At 67.3% G+C, this 15,707-nt stretch carries 14 protein-coding genes; 9 read left to right on the top strand and 5 right to left on the bottom strand.

Annotated features, from left to right (window positions below; translation table 11 throughout):
• The first annotated feature begins 32 nt into the window (after positions 1-32).
• From V7S63_RS08700 to V7S63_RS08680, 5 genes are all read left to right on the top strand, one after another.
• On the top strand, positions 33-1,451 hold the full coding sequence (locus V7S63_RS08700; protein ID WP_336529935.1) for a peptidoglycan-binding domain-containing protein: 1,419 nt from the start codon (positions 33-35) through the stop codon (positions 1,449-1,451).
• Between the two features lie 168 nt (positions 1,452-1,619).
• A complete protein-coding gene (locus V7S63_RS08695) occupies positions 1,620-2,363 on the top strand; it encodes a glucosamine-6-phosphate deaminase (RefSeq protein WP_336529934.1) in 744 nt (247 codons plus the stop codon).
• A gap of 7 nt (positions 2,364-2,370) precedes the next feature.
• Positions 2,371-3,393: an N-acetylglucosamine-6-phosphate deacetylase gene (locus V7S63_RS08690; protein WP_336529933.1), complete on the top strand. Its 1,023-nt coding sequence runs from the start codon at positions 2,371-2,373 to the stop codon at positions 3,391-3,393.
• Between the two features lie 37 nt (positions 3,394-3,430).
• Complete coding sequence (locus V7S63_RS08685; protein ID WP_336529932.1) at positions 3,431-4,621, top strand: ABC transporter substrate-binding protein; 1,191 nt, start codon at positions 3,431-3,433, stop codon at positions 4,619-4,621.
• 349 nt (positions 4,622-4,970) lie between these two features.
• Positions 4,971-6,725 carry an ankyrin repeat domain-containing protein gene (locus tag V7S63_RS08680; RefSeq protein WP_336529931.1) on the top strand — a complete coding sequence of 585 codons (1,755 nt, stop codon included), beginning with the start codon at positions 4,971-4,973 and terminating at the stop codon, positions 6,723-6,725.
• Positions 6,726-6,818: 93 nt separating this feature from the next.
• Here the strand turns inward: V7S63_RS08680 and V7S63_RS08675 are convergent, their stop codons facing one another.
• Positions 6,819-8,597, bottom strand: a complete 1,779-nt coding sequence (locus tag V7S63_RS08675) for an ABC transporter transmembrane domain-containing protein (protein ID WP_100959444.1) — start codon at positions 8,595-8,597, stop codon at positions 6,819-6,821.
• A 144-nt stretch (positions 8,598-8,741) separates the two neighbouring features.
• On the opposite strand from V7S63_RS08675, the gene rpmE reads away from it, so the two are divergent.
• Positions 8,742-8,975 carry a 50S ribosomal protein L31 gene (gene rpmE, locus V7S63_RS08670; protein WP_091839422.1) on the top strand — a complete coding sequence of 78 codons (234 nt, stop codon included), beginning with the start codon at positions 8,742-8,744 and terminating at the stop codon, positions 8,973-8,975.
• 218 nt (positions 8,976-9,193) lie between these two features.
• Here the strand turns inward: rpmE and rcdA are convergent, their stop codons facing one another.
• The 3 genes from rcdA to V7S63_RS08655 form a co-directional block, all read right to left on the bottom strand.
• Positions 9,194-9,721, bottom strand: a complete 528-nt coding sequence (rcdA, locus tag V7S63_RS08665) for a protease adaptor protein RcdA (RefSeq protein ID WP_336529930.1) — start codon at positions 9,719-9,721, stop codon at positions 9,194-9,196.
• 363 nt (positions 9,722-10,084) lie between these two features.
• Positions 10,085-10,381 (bottom strand): hypothetical protein, encoded by a 297-nt coding sequence (locus V7S63_RS08660; RefSeq protein ID WP_091838857.1) that lies wholly within the window; start codon positions 10,379-10,381, stop codon positions 10,085-10,087.
• Between the two features lie 297 nt (positions 10,382-10,678).
• Positions 10,679-10,876, bottom strand: a complete 198-nt coding sequence (locus tag V7S63_RS08655) for a DUF1192 domain-containing protein (protein ID WP_091839418.1) — start codon at positions 10,874-10,876, stop codon at positions 10,679-10,681.
• A gap of 79 nt (positions 10,877-10,955) precedes the next feature.
• Between V7S63_RS08655 and V7S63_RS08650 the strand changes: the two genes are divergently transcribed.
• From V7S63_RS08650 to V7S63_RS08640, 3 genes are all read left to right on the top strand, one after another.
• On the top strand, positions 10,956-11,954 hold the full coding sequence (locus V7S63_RS08650; protein WP_336529929.1) for an NAD(P)H-quinone oxidoreductase: 999 nt from the start codon (positions 10,956-10,958) through the stop codon (positions 11,952-11,954).
• A 141-nt stretch (positions 11,955-12,095) separates the two neighbouring features.
• The gene (locus V7S63_RS08645; protein WP_091838848.1) at positions 12,096-12,833 is read left to right on the top strand and encodes a DUF1013 domain-containing protein; all 738 of its coding nucleotides are present in this window, start codon (positions 12,096-12,098) and stop codon (positions 12,831-12,833) included.
• Between the two features lie 37 nt (positions 12,834-12,870).
• The gene (locus V7S63_RS08640; RefSeq protein WP_336529928.1) at positions 12,871-13,755 is read left to right on the top strand and encodes an MBL fold metallo-hydrolase; all 885 of its coding nucleotides are present in this window, start codon (positions 12,871-12,873) and stop codon (positions 13,753-13,755) included.
• A 2-nt stretch (positions 13,756-13,757) separates the two neighbouring features.
• Here the strand turns inward: V7S63_RS08640 and V7S63_RS08635 are convergent, their stop codons facing one another.
• Positions 13,758-15,674 carry a propionyl-CoA synthetase gene (locus V7S63_RS08635; protein ID WP_336529927.1) on the bottom strand — a complete coding sequence of 639 codons (1,917 nt, stop codon included), beginning with the start codon at positions 15,672-15,674 and terminating at the stop codon, positions 13,758-13,760.
• Positions 15,675-15,707: the final 33 nt, after the last annotated feature.

The raw sequence follows: 15,707 nt of genomic DNA, 5'->3' as shown, positions 1-15,707 counted from the left end.
TGATGAGCGGCCGCGTAACCTGGAGACGTGTGGTGGCCCTCAAATCCTTTCTCTTCGCCGGCAATCAGGCGCTGGAGCAGTGCGCCGTTCGCGACGCCTCGCATATCCTGCGCGGCGCCAAGGGCGTCCATGTCGGCAAGATCCAGGCTGCATTGGCTGCCCTGGACGATGCAGTGATCGATCCGGCCGAGTGGCGCGGCCGCATCTACGGAGCCTCGACCGAACGGGCCGTCCTCGCTTTCAAGCAGAAGCGCAAGATCATCAACCGCAGCTACCAGTCCAAGGAGGACGCGATCGTCGGCAAGATGACGATCGCTGCCCTCGACGAGGAAATGAAGGCCCTGGAAGTCAAGGGCATATCGAGCGGCACGTCGCGCTGTGCCTCGCCCAATTGCTCACCGCTCCAGGGCCGCCGGATGCTCGCCATCGCCCGTCGGCAGGCCGACATGCGGGGAGCGGGCGGTTTCGTGGCGAGCGCTGCGGACGATCGGTCTGCGATCGTGGCGGGCTCGAACCGGCAGCGCATAACGGCGCCGGTCGCGGCGAATGCGGAAAAACCCAAGCTGATGGTCGGCGTCGGCAGCGGTCGCGGCGAGGGCGGCGCCTCGGTCCTGGCCGGCGTCAACTACCAGATGGTCCCGCTGCACGGCACGCGCACGATCACCGCGATGACATACGGCGCGAGAACGCGCCTGCGTGTGCCGGCCAATGTTACCGTCGCGATCGACGGCGCGCCTGCGGCGCCGGTCGACTCGGTGGTCACGATCCCCGCCGGCCCCGGGGTCAGGGACATCACGGTGACCGGGGTAAGCGCCGGCACCGGAGTCCTGATGCTCCGCGCCGACGGCGAAAGCTGGGAGGAAGTTCTTGCCCGGGACGCGCTGCTCAGCGTCAAGGGCGCCATCTCTGTCCACGCCCGTGCAGTCTTCGTCACCGACGCCAGGAAGAATCGCAGCCAATACAGCGAGAGCGATGTCCAGACCGCCATGGCCTCGCTGACGCGCTTCTTCAAATCGTGGTGCAATATCGATATCGCCTATCACGGTTCGATGCCGTTCGCGGTCGACGAGGACCTCGGCGACCCGTTCGATGCAGGCCAGCGCGTCGCGGCTGAAATGGGAAGCGACGCGGTGTTCCACTTCGCGGGCGGGAAGCAGCGGGTGTTCGACAACGAGTTCGATCGCCTCAAGGGCAACCGCAGCAAGGTCGTCTACTTCATGTGGCGTCTGAAGGGTGAGCGCACGGTGGCGGTCACCTATCACGACCGCGTTTTCATGCAGAACTACGGCGACGACCAGAAGAAGCTCATCATCGCCCTCGCCCACGAGATGTGCCACGCCATGGGGGCCCATGAGCATTCGACCCAGATCGGCAACCTGATGTACGAGATCATCGAGGGCATGGGGCCGGCGATGGACTTCGTCGACATCGATCTGTGCAATCCGGGCTGAGATGAGGACGGCTCGCGTCGCAGCCCGAGCCCGGGGTCTGCGCCGGGCCGATCCGAAAGCTGCGCAGCACCATGCTCCTGCAATATGGGCGCCAGCTAACCCTCGTCCTAGGCTGGCTTCTGGTATGGTAGTATACCGCCACTCAAGGCCGAGCCCGCCAGGAGCAGCATGATCGATATCCGCATCACCCAAGACAAGAACGAGCTCGGCCGGCAGGCCGCCGCGCTCGGCGCCGAGGCGATCCGCGTCGCCATCGCCCGCCATGGCGAGGCGACGATCATCGTCGCCACCGGCGCGAGCCAGTTCGAGATGCTGCAGAACCTCGTTGTGGCCGAAGGCATCGACTGGTCGAAGGTCACCGCCTTCCATCTCGACGAATATGTCGGCCTGCCCGAGAGCCATCCGGCGAGCTTCCGGGGCTATCTCAAGGAGCGTTTCCTCGCTCCGCTCCCCGTCAAGCCGGCCTTCGCTCCGGTCAATGGCGAGGGCGATCCCGCCGCCGAGACGAAGCGCCTCAATGCACTGATCGGCGGGCGCCGCATCGATCTCTGCTTCGCCGGCTTCGGCGAGAACTGCCATCTCGCTTTCAACGATCCGCCGGCCGATTTCGAGACCGAGGAGCCCTACATCGTCGTCACGCTCGACGAGGCCTGCCGCAACCAGCAATTCGGCGAGGGCTGGTTCGAAAGCCTCGAAGCGGTACCGGAGCAGGCGATCTCGATGAGCATCCGCCAGATCCTGAAGAGCGAGCTGATCGTGCTATCGGTGCCGGATGCCCGCAAGGCGCAGGCAGTGAAGGATGCGCTCGCAGGCGAGATCACGCCGCTCCATCCGGCCTCGATCCTGCAGCGTCATCCCAACACGGTGCTGTTCCTCGATCCGCCGGCCGCCTCGCTGCTGAAGACGAGCTGAGGCTGAGATGCCGACCTCGCCCGGTCTCGTCGATCTCCAGATCAACGGTTTCGCCGGCGTCGACTTCAACGACCCGGCGATCACTCCTGCCGATCTCGACCGGGCGCTGGAGGCGATGCTCGCGACCGGCGTGACGCAGTGCCTGCCGACGATCATCACCGCCCATCCGCACGAGCTGGTCGAGCGCTTCCAGGCGTTGGACAAAGCCGTCGCCGAGAGCCGGCTCGGGCCCCTGATTTGCCCGGGCTATCATCTCGAAGGCCCGTTCCTGAACCCGGCGCCGGGCTACCATGGCTGCCATCCGCCGCAGGCGATGACGGCGGCGAGGCCCGAGCTGATTGCCGAGGTCGAGCGTGGCCTGTCGCGGCCGATCCTGATGGTGACGCTTGCCCCCGAGCGCGAGGGCGCCATCAGGCTGACGAAGAGCCTGGCCGAGGCCGGCAAGATCGTCGCCATCGGCCATTCATCGGCCGATTTCGATCAGGTCTCTGCTGCGGCCGATGTAGGCCTGTCGCTCTCGACCCATCTCGGCAATGGCCTGCCGCAGAGCTTGCACAAGCTCGCCAATCCGATCTTCGCCCAGCTCGCCGAGGACCGATTGATGGCCGGCTTCATCGCCGACGGCATCCATGTCCATCCGAAGGCGCTCGCTGCGCTAATCCGGGCCAAGGGCCTAGAGCGCTCGATTCTGGTCACCGATGCGGTGGTCGCGGCCGCGGCGCCGATCGGCCGCTATCATTTCGCCGGCATGGCGGTCGATCGCATGCCGGATGGCTCGGTGCGGCAGGAGGCGGGCCTGCTCGCCGGCTCGGCCCTCTGCCTGGATGAAGCCGTCCGCAATGTCGTCTCCTGGGGCATCGCGACACCCGCTCAGGCCTTCGCCATGGCCTCCGACCATGCGCTTGCCGCGATCCGGCCGGCGCTCGCGGCGCATGGCCTCGTGCTTGCGGAGTGCGAGGTCGAGTGGTCGGATGAGCTTTTCGTCAGGCGCGTCCGCCTCGCCGACCAGGAACGCCACTACGACGCATGAGCGCCGCCGAACGGCGCGACAACAAGAGGGGAAGGCAATGACCAAGTATCCTGAGGGTATCGACCGCCGCACCGTGCTCGGCGGTCTCGGCGCACTCGCAGCGAGCGGGCCGGCGCTCGCCGCTTCGCCGCCGCTGCCGACGAGCCCGGTCGTGATCAGCGTCATGGATGTCGGCGGCGCGCTGGCTCTGATGCAGAAGGCTTTCGAGGACTACCGCACCGCCAATCCCAAGCTGGTCTCGCGCATCGCCTTCGTGAAGGCCCCTGCCCCCGAGCTCGCCAGCAAGCTCAAGGCCCAGCAGGATGCCGGCAAGGTCGATCTCGACCTGATCCTGACCGGCAGCGACGGCCTCGCCGCCGGCCTCGAGCAGAAGCTCTGGCAGAAGATCCTGCCCGACTTTGCCGACAAGTTCCCGAACATCGAGGCCAATTACGAGCCGGCCGCGCTCAACCTGCACAAGGCACAGGGCGACGGCTTCGGCGTCGTCGTCAACTACTACCCCTCCGGCCCGCTGCTCGAATACATGCCGGACCGGGTCAAGAACGTCCCGACCACGGCCGAGGAACTGCTCGCCTGGGCCAAGGCCAATCCGAACAAGTTCATGTATGCCCGCCCGACCAATTCCGGCCCGGGCCGCACCTTCATGATGGGACTGCCCTACCTCCTCGGCGACAAGGACCCGCAGGACCCGGTCGGCGGCTGGGACAAGACCTGGGCCTATCTGCAGGAGCTCGGCCAGTACATCGAGTACTATCCGGCCGGCACAGGCGCGACGATGAAGGAGTTCGGCGACGGCTCGCGCGACATCATCATCTCGACCACCGGCTGGGACATCAATCCCCGCGCGCTCGGCATCGTGCCGAAGGAAGCCCGGATCCAGACGCTGAAGGGCTTCCACTGGGTCTCGGACGCCTTCTTCATGTGCGTGCCCAAGGGCCTGCCGAACGACCGACTCGCGGTGGTCCTCGACATCATGGCGCATGTGCTGACGCCGAAGATGCAGGCCTATTCCTATGACGAGGGCTATCTCTATCCCGGCCCGGCGGTGAAGAACGTGCCGCTCTCGCTGGCGCCGGAATCGAGCCAGAAGGTCATCGCCGAGTTCGGCCGGCCGGAATATGCCGACCTGATCGCCAACAACCCGATCGAACTGCCGTTGAAGCCCGACAAGATGGTGGTGGCGTTCCGGAAGTGGGACGAGTTGGTGGGGTCGAAGCGGGCGAAGTGAAGCTCCGCGCGAAACCCCTCTCCCGGATGGGAGAGGGGCAGGGGTGAGGGACCGCCGCCGATCGCAAAGGCACTACGGTTTCGTTGCGCCCCCTGCCGACAAGGCAGGCCCTCATCCGGCGCTCCGCGCCACCTTCTCCCATCTGGGAGAAGGAAGAGGCGTCGCGGCCGGCATCAATGCCGATTGACTCCCCCGCCCCCCTGCGCTTTGCATCGCCGCAGAGCGCGTGGGGCGCCACCAGTCCGCGGCAAGGGAGCCTGCTCCCACCCATATCCAGGCGACGACATCGCATCATCGCTTTCTTCCGGCCTGTCGAGCGGACATCAGGCTGATCCCGGAAGGAAGACCCATGTCTGACGCGACCCGCGAACTCACGTCCCGCTCGACCCTCGAAACGATCCGCCGCCAGGCCAAGCGCTGGCTGAAGGAGATCGAGGCCGGCGATGCAGAGGCCATTGTCCGCTTCCGCAAGCTGATCCCAAACCATGCCGCCGTGCCGAAGCTGCGCGAGGTCCAGCATGCCCTCGCCCGCGACTACGGGCTGGCGAACTGGGCGGCGCTGAAACAGGAACTCATCGCGCGCGAGGCCGCGGCGCGCGGCCATGCCGCGCTCGTCGCGCTGTTCCTGGAGAAATCGGCGCTGCGCTATGGCGTCAGGCCGGGTACGCAAAGCTGGGGCGAATACGAAGCCGACCGGCCGGCGCGCGGCGGGTTGGCGCAGCGCCTGCTCGAACGCCATCCGGCGATCGCTCGTGACAGCGTCCACGCCGCCGTCGCCGCGCATGATCTCGCTGCCGTCAGCGCCTGGCTCAGCAAGGATGCCAAGCTCGCGGACACGCCAAGCGAGTTCGACGGCTGGACGCCGCTGATCCGCCTCGCCTTCACGCGGCTGCCGAACGAAGCGCAGTCGCACAACGCCGTCGCGATCGCGCAGCTCCTGCTCGACCATGGCGCCGATCCGAACGGGCTGTTCAGCGACGGCACCAACCACTTCACGCCGCTCACCGGCGTCATCGGCGGCGGCGAGAACAACCAGCCGCCGCATCCGCAGGCCGAAGCATTGGCGCGGCTGCTGATCGCGCGCGGCGCCGACCCCTTGAATGGCCAGGCGCTCTACAATTCCTCGCTCGGCGCCGACGACGTCACCTGGCTCGACCTGCTCTGGAGCGAGACGGAGAAGCGCGGCGAGACCCGGCGCTGGCATGAGCCCGTCCGCGAACTGCCGGCGCCGCCGCTCGACTACCTGCTCGGCAACGCCGTACCGCGCCAGCCGAAGCGGGCCGCCTGGCTCCTCGCCCATGGCGCCAATGCGCAGGCGCTCAACGCCTATTCGAAACAGAGCCTGGTCAAGCAGGCCATGCTTGACGGCCGCAGCGATCTCGTCCGCCTGCTCGTCGACAATGGCGCCAGCCCGGTCGCGCTCGATGGGCAGGAGGCTTTCACCGCTGCGGTCGCACGCGGCGATGAGGCCGAAGCGCGCCGGCTGCTCACGGGCAATCAGGAGTTCCTGCTCAGCCCGGCGCCGCTCTTCGTCGCGATCCGGCAGGGCAAGTCGCAGATCGCAGCTCTTGCCTTGCGCCTCGGCGTCTCGCCGGATGCCGAGACGCAGGACGGCGTTCGCGCCTTGCATGAGGCGGCGGGGAGCGATGCGATCGAGATCGTCGCGCTCCTGGTCGAGTCGGGCGCCGAGATCGATCCGATCGAGCGCCGCTATGGCTCGACGCCGCTCGGCTGGGCGCGTCATCAGGGCGCCAGCGCCGCGCAGATCTATCTGGCCTCACGCAGCAGCGATATCGAAGCCTTGTGCCAGGCCGCCGAGATCGAGCGGCTGGAGGCGCTCTTCGCCGAGGAACCGGCGCTCGCCAATACGTCAGCGCGCTCAGGCCACCCGCCGCTGTTCTGCCTGCCTGACGACGATACCAGCGCCTGCGATCTCGTCGACTTCCTGTTGGCGGTTGGGGCCGATCCCATGGCACGCAACGGCGAAGGGCTGATGCCGGCGCAAGTCGCGCGCAAGCGGGGGCTGCTGGATGCCGCGGCGCTGCTGGAGGCTCCCCTTCTCCCCTCGGGGGAGAAGGTGGCAGCGCGAAGCGCTGACGGATGAGGGAAGGGCTGCGCAAGCGGCCCTCTCTCGTCAACCCAGTCGGCCCGCCCTCATCCCCCTGCCGGGACCTTCTCCCCCGAGGGGAGAAGGTAGCTAAGCCGCCTCCAGCCCGAACTGGAGCGCAGCGAGGCGCGCATAGAGCCCGCCCTTGGCGACGAGGGCGGCGTGCGTGCCCTCCTCGACCACGCGCCCGTCTTCCATCACCAGGATGCGGTCGGCGGAGAGGATCGTCGCAAGGCGGTGAGCTACGACCAAAGTCGTGCGCCCCTGCATCAGGCGGTCGAGTGCATCCTGCACGGCGCGCTCGCTTTCCGAATCGAGCGCCGAGGTCGCTTCGTCGAGCAGCAGGATCGGGGCGTCCTTCAGCACGGCCCGCGCGATGGCCAGGCGCTGGCGCTGGCCGCCGGACAAGGTGACGCCGCGCTCGCCGATGATGGTGTCGTAGCCCTCGGGCAACGCCCGGATGAAGCCGTCGGCGGCGGCGAGTTGTGCCGCGTCCTCGATCTCGGCCCGGCTCGCTCCGGGACGGCCATAGGCGATGTTGTCGGCGACGGAGACGCCGAACACGGTCGGCTCCTGCGGAACCAGCGCAAAGCGGCTGCGCCAGTCGGTCGGGTCGGCCTCCGGCCCGGCGACGCCGTCGACGACGACGCGGCCGGCGAAGGGATCGTAGAAGCGCAGCGCCAATTGCAGAACCGTGCTCTTGCCGGCGCCGGACGGACCGACCAGCGCGACCCGCTCGCCCGGCTTGATCGCCAGATCGAGATCGGCGAGCGCGAGGTTGCTGCGGCCGGGATAGCGGAAGGAGACGCCTTCGAAGGACAGCGCGCCGACCGGCGGTGTCGGCAACGCCTTCGGGTGCGGCGGCGCGGCGATCGCCGGCTTGGTCGCGAGGATCTCACCGAGCCGTCCGGCCGCGCCGGCGGCAGCCGAGATGTCGCCATAGACCTCCGAGAGCTGGCCGAGCGAGCTTGCCGCCAGCACGGCGTAGAGTACGAACTGCGACAGGCGCCCACCGCTCATCCGCCCGGCGAAGACCTCGGTCGCGCCGACCCAGAGCACCAGCACGACGCTGGCCGAGACCAGGAAGATCGCGATGCCGGAGAGCCAGGCGCGCGAGCGCGTCGCATCGCGCGAGGCCTCATAGGCACCGTCCGAAGCCCCCTGGAAACGCTGCGTCGTCGCGCGCTCGGCGCCGAAGGACTGCATGGTCCGGATCGCGCCGATCGCCTCCGAGGCGAAGGCGGAGGCATCGGCGAGCCGGTCCTGCGCGGCGCGGGCGCGCTTGCGCACGCTGCGGCCGGAGAAGACCAGCGGCAGCACGACGAGCGGGATCGCGCCGATCACGATCGCCGAGAGCTGCGGACTGGTCGCGACCATCAGCGCCAGAGCGCCGAGGAACATGATGCCGTTGCGCAAGGCGATCGAGGCGGTCGAGGCGAAGGTCGACTTGATCTGCGTTGTATCGGCAGTCAGGCGCGAGACCAGGTCACCCGCCCGGCTGGCGTCGAAGAAGGCCGGCTCCAGCTTGGTCAGATGCGCGAAGACGTCGGAGCGCAATTGCGAGACGACACGCTCGCCCACCGTCATCACCAGATAGAAGCGAAACGAGCTCGCCAGCGCCAGAACGGCGACGACGCCGATCAGGATCGCGAAATAGGAGTTCGCCAGCTGCTGCTCCCCGCCGGAAAAGCCGACATCGATGACACGCCGGACCGCCATGGGCAGCGCCAGGGTCGCGACCGAGGCGACGATCAACGCGACCAGCGCGAAGGCGATCCGCTGCTTCTGCGCCAGCGCATAGGGCCAGAACGAGCGCAGCGCGCTGAAATCCGGCCGCGCCTTCTGGTCTTCCTTGATCTCGTTCGCCACGCTTACCTATCCCGAAAAGCTTGCACCGTCGCCGCGGCTGCGCTATGGGCAGCCCACTTCACAACAGGCTCATACGAATTGTTCGAAGAGCCGGCGATGCGCGCCGAGTTCCGGCCGCCAGCTTTTCGAATTGAGGATTTCGCCATGAAGACCGGCATTCATCCCGACTACCACACCATCAAGGTCGTCATGACCGATGGAACCGAATACTTCACGCGTTCGACGCTGGGCAAGGAGGGCGACACCCTCAACCTCGACATCGACCCGAAGACCCACCCGGCCTGGACCGGCGGCACCCAGCACATGCTGGACCGTGGCGGCCGCGTCTCGCGCTTCAACTCGCGTTTCGGCGCGCTGGGCACCCTCGGCAAGAAGTAATTTGTGTTTTCCGGGCCTTCTGGCCCGAGACCCAAATAGAGAAGCCCGGCCTCGCGGCCGGGCTTTTTGCATTGGCGGCGACGATACGCCGCGGTCAGACTTGCGTCGTTCTCGAGCGAAGCGCAGCGCAGACCCGAGAATCCTATAACGAGAAGGCTCTATCGGAGCCCCCTCCGGCCTGAGATGCTCGGCGCAAGCCTGAGCATGACGCGCCCTTCTCAGCGCAGCAGGCCGAGCCGGGCCTGCAGGCTCTCGATCTGGCCGCGCACCGGATTTGCCGGCGCGGGGCGGACAGCGCCCGACATCTGCTGGTCGAGATTGCGGATACGCTCCTGCAGGCGGATCGAGTGGGCCACGAGATCGCGCAGGCGCTGCGGCAGACGCGCCGCCTCGGCGCTGCTCGGCTGCAGCATCGGCTCAGCGATACGCACCTTGTTGTGCTCGCTGCGCGCCTGCTCGGCGCTCATCTCTCCCTCGGCGACGGCGCGCTGCACCAGCAGCCAGGAGGCGATCTGCATCAGCCGCGTCGTCAGGCGCATGCTCTCGGTCGCATAGGTCAGCGAGACCTCGCGCTGCAGAGCGGCCGATTCGGCCCGCCCCTCGCCGTCGAGGTAGGAGGCGGTGGCCTCGACCAAACCCATCCCCTCGCGGAACAGCTGCATGAACGCGTCGGACTTGACGAAGCTGCGCGCAAACGGGATCGCGCCATCGTCGGCCTCGGGCCTCAGCATCGTCAAATCGGTCATCCCTTGTCTCCAATCGGCACAGTGGCGCGCGATCGAGAGACGCGACGCCGGACTGGCCGGGACATCGCAAGGATAACGCCATCACTCTGTCGGCGCCGCGGTAACGTCTCATTAAGGTTAACGGTGCCATGGTCCGGCCCGGCGACGCCTTGCCCTGCCCGAGAATCCGGGCACCAGACCAAAAAAAGAGCCGCCTTGAGGGCGGCTCGAAGGTCAACAGGGAGGCGTCAAACAGAGTGGGCAGGAGCCACTCGACATCCAGACAAACTGGATGATGCGATTCATACTTTGGAATCGTTAAGCGGCCGTTAACGCCGCCCGAAAACGCGACAAATTCGAACGATCCTGACGCATTGCAGAACCTCAGCGCGTCACCGTCAGCTTCAGGCCGAAGCGCTCGCTGACGAAGCGCTCGCCGAGCGAATAGCGATAGGTCCCTCCCAGGCTGACGCTGGGCGCGATCTCGCGCCGGATCTCGATGCTGTGGCCGCCGAGCACCGTGACCGGTGCCTGCATGGTCACAATGGTCTGCGGCCAACGGAGCTGGAAAGCGGCGAGCGGCTTGCCGCCATCCTCGCGCAGCCCGATCCTGGCAGTGTCCTCGACGGCGATGGCGGGTGCTGCGGCGAGCAAGGCCGTGGCGAGTGCGACGAAGCGCATCGTCTTGTCTCCTGTCGAAAGGCGGGCACGCGATCGGGGACGGCACCCAGCCGTCTCTCCGCGCGTTTCCACCTGCTGTCATTGTCGGAAGCGACCCTGGCCGCGACATTGCGTCGGCAAGGGCGGGCGGCATTCGGCCGCCTTCTGTCCACGTCCTCAGGATAGGCGTTTCGCCACGCACAGCGAAGATGAATATCCGTTCATCTGCTGGCGCATCTTGTCGCGTGGCAGGAAGGACTCAATCTCGCACAAATTGCTGCCCAACCGACCAACCCTGTTGACCGCCGCGGTTTCGCCTCAGGCCTTCTTGAAGAAGGCGTCGGCGGCCGAACGCGAGGCCGACTTTTTCTCGCGCGCTTCCTTCAGCCGCTCGATCTCCGCTTCCAGAAGCGTGATCCGCTCGCTGAGTTCGGCGACCGCGAGTTGCGACAGGTCCTGCCCGATCTCATGGGCCCGCTTCGGCGCGGGGCGGTCGTCGTCGAGAAATCCAGCCATCATAGCCTCGCCTTGCATCCTCGGAGCGCGGGAGCTTAATCGGACGCGAACGCCGAGACCACAGGCGAGGAGACACTGCATGACTGCCCTGCCCGCGATGATGACCGCCATCGGCTTCGATGCCCCCGGCGGCCCGGATGTGCTCAAAGCCCAGCAGCGCCCGGTGCCGCAGCCCGGTCCCGGCGAGCTCCTCGTCCATGTCGCGGTCGCCGGCGTCAACCGGCCCGACGTGCTGCAGCGCCTCGGCGGCTATGCCCCGCCGCCCGGCGCGTCCGACATCCCCGGGCTGGAGATCGCCGGCCGGATCGTCGCGCTCGGCGAAGGCGTCTCGCGCTACCAGGTCGGCGACCAGGTCTGCGCGCTCGTCGCCGGCGGCGGCTATGCGCAATATGCCGTGGTCCATGAGGACAATGCCCTGCCGATTCCGTCCGGGCTGTCGCTGGAGGAGGCCGGCGCCCTCCCGGAGACCTATTTCACCGTCTGGACCAATGTCTTCCAGCGCGGCGGGCTGAAGAAGGGCGAGAGCTTCATGGTGCATGGCGGCACTTCGGGTATCGGCACCACCGCGATCCAGCTCGCCAAGGCTTTTGGCGCGACCGTGCTGGCGACCGCGGGATCGGACGAAAAATGCGCCGCCTGCCGTGACCTCGGCGCCGACCACGCCATCAACTACCGCACCGAGGATTTTGTCGCGGCGGCGAAGGCCGCGACCGGCGGACGCGGCGTCGACCTGATCCTCGATATGGTCGGCGGCGATTACATCAACCGCAATTACGACGCCGCCGCGGAGAGCGGCCGCATCGTCCAGATCGCCTTCCTCAACGGGCCGAAGGCCGAGGTCGATTTCCGCCGCCTGATGATGAAGCGGCTGACCCATACCGGCTCGACCCTGCGCCCGCGCACCATTGCCGAGAAGGCGGGAATCGCGCGCGAGCTGGAAGCGAAGGTCTGGCCGCTGCTGACCGAAGGGCGCTGCAAGCCGGTGATCCACGCCCGCTTCCCGCTGGCACAGGCCGCAGAAGCCCACCGGCTGATGGAGAGCAACGCCCATATCGGCAAGATCGTGCTGACGATCTGAGCGATCGGATTGATTGGACAGCCTTCCCGGCTTTGCCTATAAGGCGGCCTATCCTCCTCATCGTCGATGATTTGGATGACCGGCCGGGGCGGCCGGTCGGCGCCCGAGAGCTATTGCCCGCGACATTCCAGGAGACGGCCCGTGTCACAAACGCCGCTGATGCCGAAAGCCACTGCGGTCTGGCTGGTCGAGAACACCTCGCTGACCTTCGAGCAGATCGCCGAGTTCTGCAAACTGCATCCGCTCGAAGTCCGTGGCATCGCCGATGGCGAAGTCGCCGCCGGCATCAAGGGCCTCGACCCGATCACCTCCGGCCAGCTCACCCGCGAGGAGCTCGAGCGCGCCGCCAAGAACCCGGCGCACCAGCTCAAGCTCGCCGAGCGCAAGGTCAAGGTGCCGGAGATCAAACGCACCAAGGGCCCGCGCTATACCCCGGTCTCGAAGCGCCAGGATCGTCCCAACGCGATCCTCTGGCTGCTGCGCAACCATCCCGAGCTCAAGGACGCGCAGATCATCCGCCTGATCGGCACGACCAAAACGACGATCGCCCAGATTCGCGACCGCACGCACTGGAACACCCAGCAGCTGCAGCCGATCGACCCGGTCAGCCTCGGCCTGACCTCGCAGATCGACCTCGACTTCGAAGTGGCCCGCGCCGCCAAGGAGCGTCCGGCCATGGTCCTGCAGAACACCGGCTCGACCCTGCTCCCGGCCGAGGAGACCACCGCGCCCGAGCCGGCGCCGTCCTCGCAGCCCTTCGCCGACATGAGCCGGCCGAAGCGGCAGGACGAGGAGAAGATCGACGTCGATTCGGTCTTCGCCAAGCTGAAGCAGCTCAAGCGCCCGGCTGACGACGAGGATGACGACGGCGGCTACTGAGTCCGGCCAGCCGGATTAGGGTCGGAGGCGAGCGACGATGACGACGGACCTCGCCTTCACCTTTCTCGGCAGCGGCGCACCACCCGTCAGCCTGCGCCGCGCCGGCCCTGCCCATCTGGTCGAGGCGGGCGGCAGCAAGCTTCTGATCGATTGCGGCTCAGGCGTCAGCCAGCGCCTCGTCGCCGCCGGTCATGCCGGGGCACAGATCGACGCGCTGATCGTCACCCATGAGCATTCCGACCATCTGGTCGATTTCTACCAGCTGATCGTCTCGTCCTGGCATCAGGGCCGCAACCGGCCCTGGCGCGTGCTCGCGCCCGAGCCGGCGCTCGCCAATATGCGCGGCCAGTACGAGGCCTTCGCCCGCGAGCGCGCCTTGCGCATCGCCTTCGAGAAGCGCCCGGACGCGACCGGCCTGGAGGTCGTGTTCGAGGAGTTGCAGCAAGGCCCGGTCGCCGGGCTCGGCACCCTTGCGGTCGAAGCCTTCCTCGTCGACCACAAGCCGGTCGAGCCGGCCTTCGGGCTCAGCCTCTCGGCCAATGGCAGCCGCATCGTCTTCTCCGGCGACACCCGCCTGACGCCATCGCTCGAACAGGCCGCTGATGGCTGCGATCTCCTCGTCTGCGAGGTCTTCATCGACAGCCAGATGCCGGTGACCGCCGGTGTGCGTTCGGCCGAAACGGTTGCGTCGGTGCAGAGCTATCACATGACCCCGGCGGTCGTGGCCGGCCTCGCCCGGCGCGCCGGCGTAAAGGCGCTGGCGCTGACCCATCTCGTCCCGCCAGGGGCCGACACCGCGGCGCTCTTCGCCGAGGTCCGGGCCGGCGGCTATGCCGGACCGCTGATCGTCGGCGAGGATCTGATGCGGCTGGAATTGCCGGCGCGGCTGCTGCGCTGGAACGACGCCGCGATCGGGTTCTGAGCTTAGCCCAGCCCCCTGCCCTTCAGCGCGGTCCCGATCTCGCCCAGCACAGCCGGATCCTCGATCGTCGCCGGCATCGCATACTCCTCGCCATCGGCGATCTTCTTCATCGTCGCGCGCAGGATCTTGCCCGAGCGCGTCTTCGGCAGACGCGCCACGGTGATCGCCAGCTTGAAGGCGGCGACGGGACCGATCTTGTCACGCACCAGCCCGACCAGCTCCTTCTCGACCTCGGCCGGCGACTGCGTCACCCCGGCCTTCATCACGACGAAGCCGCAGGGCTGCTCGCCCTTGAGCGCGTCCTTGATCCCGACCACGGCGCATTCGGCCACGGCCGGATGCGAGGCCAATACCTCCTCCATGCCGCCGGTCGAGAGCCTGTGGCCGGCGACGTTGATGATGTCGTCGGTGCGGCCCATGATGAAGACATAGCCGTCCTCGTCGATGAAGCCGGCATCCGACGTATTGTAGAAGCCGGGATAGGTCTCGAGATAGGCGCTGCGGAAGCGCTCGTCGTCCTGCCACAGCGTCGGCAATGCGCCGGGCGGCAGCGGCAGCTTCGCCACGATCGCACCCATCGTTCCCGCCGGCACCGGCCGGCCGCCCTCGTCAAGGCACTGGATGTCGTAGCCCGGCAACGGCACGCTCGGCGAGCCGTGCTTGATCGGCAGCAATCCCAGTCCCACCGGGTTGCCGACCATGCAGGCGCCGGTCTCGGTCTGCCACCAATGGTCGACCACGGGCACCCCGAGCACGTCCTCCGCCCATTTCAGCGTATCGGGATCGGCCCGCTCGCCGGCGAGGAAGAGGGTGCGGAACTGCGAAAAGTCGTAATTCTTGAGATAGGTCGCCTGCGGGTCCTCCTTGCGGATCGCCCTGAAGGCGGTCGGGGCGGTGAACATCGCCACCGCCTTATGCTCGGCGATCACCCGCCAGAACGCGCCGGGATCGGGCGTGCCGACCGGCTTGCCCTCGTAAAGGACCGAGGTCGCGCCCTGGATCAGCGGTCCGTAGACGATATAGCTGTGGCCGACGACCCAGCCGACATCGGAGGCGGTGAACATCACCTCGCCGGGCCTGACGTCGTAGAGCTGGGTCATGGTCGCGACCAGCATGACCATGTGCCCGCCATTGTCGCGCACCACGCCCTTGGGCCTGCCGGTGGTGCCGGAGGTGTAGAGCACATAGAGCGGGTCGGTCGCGGCGACTTCGACGCAGTCGGCCTTGCGGCCGTTTGCCCGCGCAGCGGCGACGAGCGTGCGCCAGTTCTTGTCGCGGCTGACATGCATGGAGGCGTCGACCTGCGGCCGCTGCAAGACGATGCAGGCATTTGGCTTATGCGTCGCGAGATCGATCGCCGCATCGAGCAGCGGCTTGTATTCGACCACGCGCGTCGGCTCGATGCCGCAGGTCGCGGTCATGATTAGCTTCGGCGTCGCGTCGTCGATGCGGGTCGCCAGCTCCTTGGCGGCGAAGCCGCCGAACACCACCGAATGCACCGCGCCGATCCGGGCGCAGGCCAGCATGGCGAAGGCCGCCTCCGGGATCATCGGCATGTAGAGGATGACGCGGTCGCCCTTGCCGACGCCCAAGTCCTGCAGCACGGCGGCAAGCGTTGAAACCTCGTCGAGCATCTGGGCGTAGGTGAAACGCTGCTTGGTGCCAGTGACCGGGCTGTCGTAGATCAGCGCCGTCTGCTCGGCCCGGCCGTCGCGGACATGCCTGTCGAGCGCGTTGAAGCAGGTGTTGCAGCTCGCATCGGGGAACCAGCGGCCATAGATGCCGGCGCTCGCATCGAAGATCTGCTGCGGCGGCTTGATCCATTCGATGCCCTTGGCGATCTGCGCCCAATAGCCCTCAGGGTCCCGCTGCCAGGCGGCGTAGGTCTCAGCATAGCGGCTTGCATGGCTGGCAGTCATGAAAAGCGTTCCTCTTTGCCGGGTATTGAGCCT

It is taken from the genome of Allobosea sp. CCNWLY174 (genome assembly GCF_037120455.1).
GTDB classification, from domain to species: domain Bacteria; phylum Pseudomonadota; class Alphaproteobacteria; order Rhizobiales; family Beijerinckiaceae; genus Allobosea; species Allobosea lupini.
Note: the sequence above shows the minus strand (reverse complement) of the source record. Positions and strands in the feature narration are given on the sequence as shown.

Excerpts from the sequence above, each read along its gene's own strand:
- V7S63_RS08695 (WP_336529934.1), top strand. The coding sequence starts at position 1,620 with ATGATCGATATCCGCATCACCCAAGACAAGAACGAGCTCGGCCGGCAG.
- V7S63_RS08690 (WP_336529933.1), top strand. The coding sequence starts at position 2,371 with ATGCCGACCTCGCCCGGTCTCGTCGATCTCCAGATCAACGGTTTCGCC.
- V7S63_RS08685 (WP_336529932.1), top strand. The coding sequence starts at position 3,431 with ATGACCAAGTATCCTGAGGGTATCGACCGCCGCACCGTGCTCGGCGGT.
- V7S63_RS08680 (WP_336529931.1), top strand. The coding sequence starts at position 4,971 with ATGTCTGACGCGACCCGCGAACTCACGTCCCGCTCGACCCTCGAAACG.
- rpmE (WP_091839422.1), top strand. The coding sequence starts at position 8,742 with ATGAAGACCGGCATTCATCCCGACTACCACACCATCAAGGTCGTCATG.
- rcdA (WP_336529930.1), bottom strand. The coding sequence starts at position 9,721 with ATGACCGATTTGACGATGCTGAGGCCCGAGGCCGACGATGGCGCGATC.
- V7S63_RS08660 (WP_091838857.1), bottom strand. The coding sequence starts at position 10,381 with ATGCGCTTCGTCGCACTCGCCACGGCCTTGCTCGCCGCAGCACCCGCC.
- V7S63_RS08655 (WP_091839418.1), bottom strand. The coding sequence starts at position 10,876 with ATGGCTGGATTTCTCGACGACGACCGCCCCGCGCCGAAGCGGGCCCAT.
- V7S63_RS08650 (WP_336529929.1), top strand. The coding sequence starts at position 10,956 with ATGACTGCCCTGCCCGCGATGATGACCGCCATCGGCTTCGATGCCCCC.
- V7S63_RS08640 (WP_336529928.1), top strand. The coding sequence starts at position 12,871 with ATGACGACGGACCTCGCCTTCACCTTTCTCGGCAGCGGCGCACCACCC.
- V7S63_RS08635 (WP_336529927.1), bottom strand. The coding sequence starts at position 15,674 with ATGACTGCCAGCCATGCAAGCCGCTATGCTGAGACCTACGCCGCCTGG.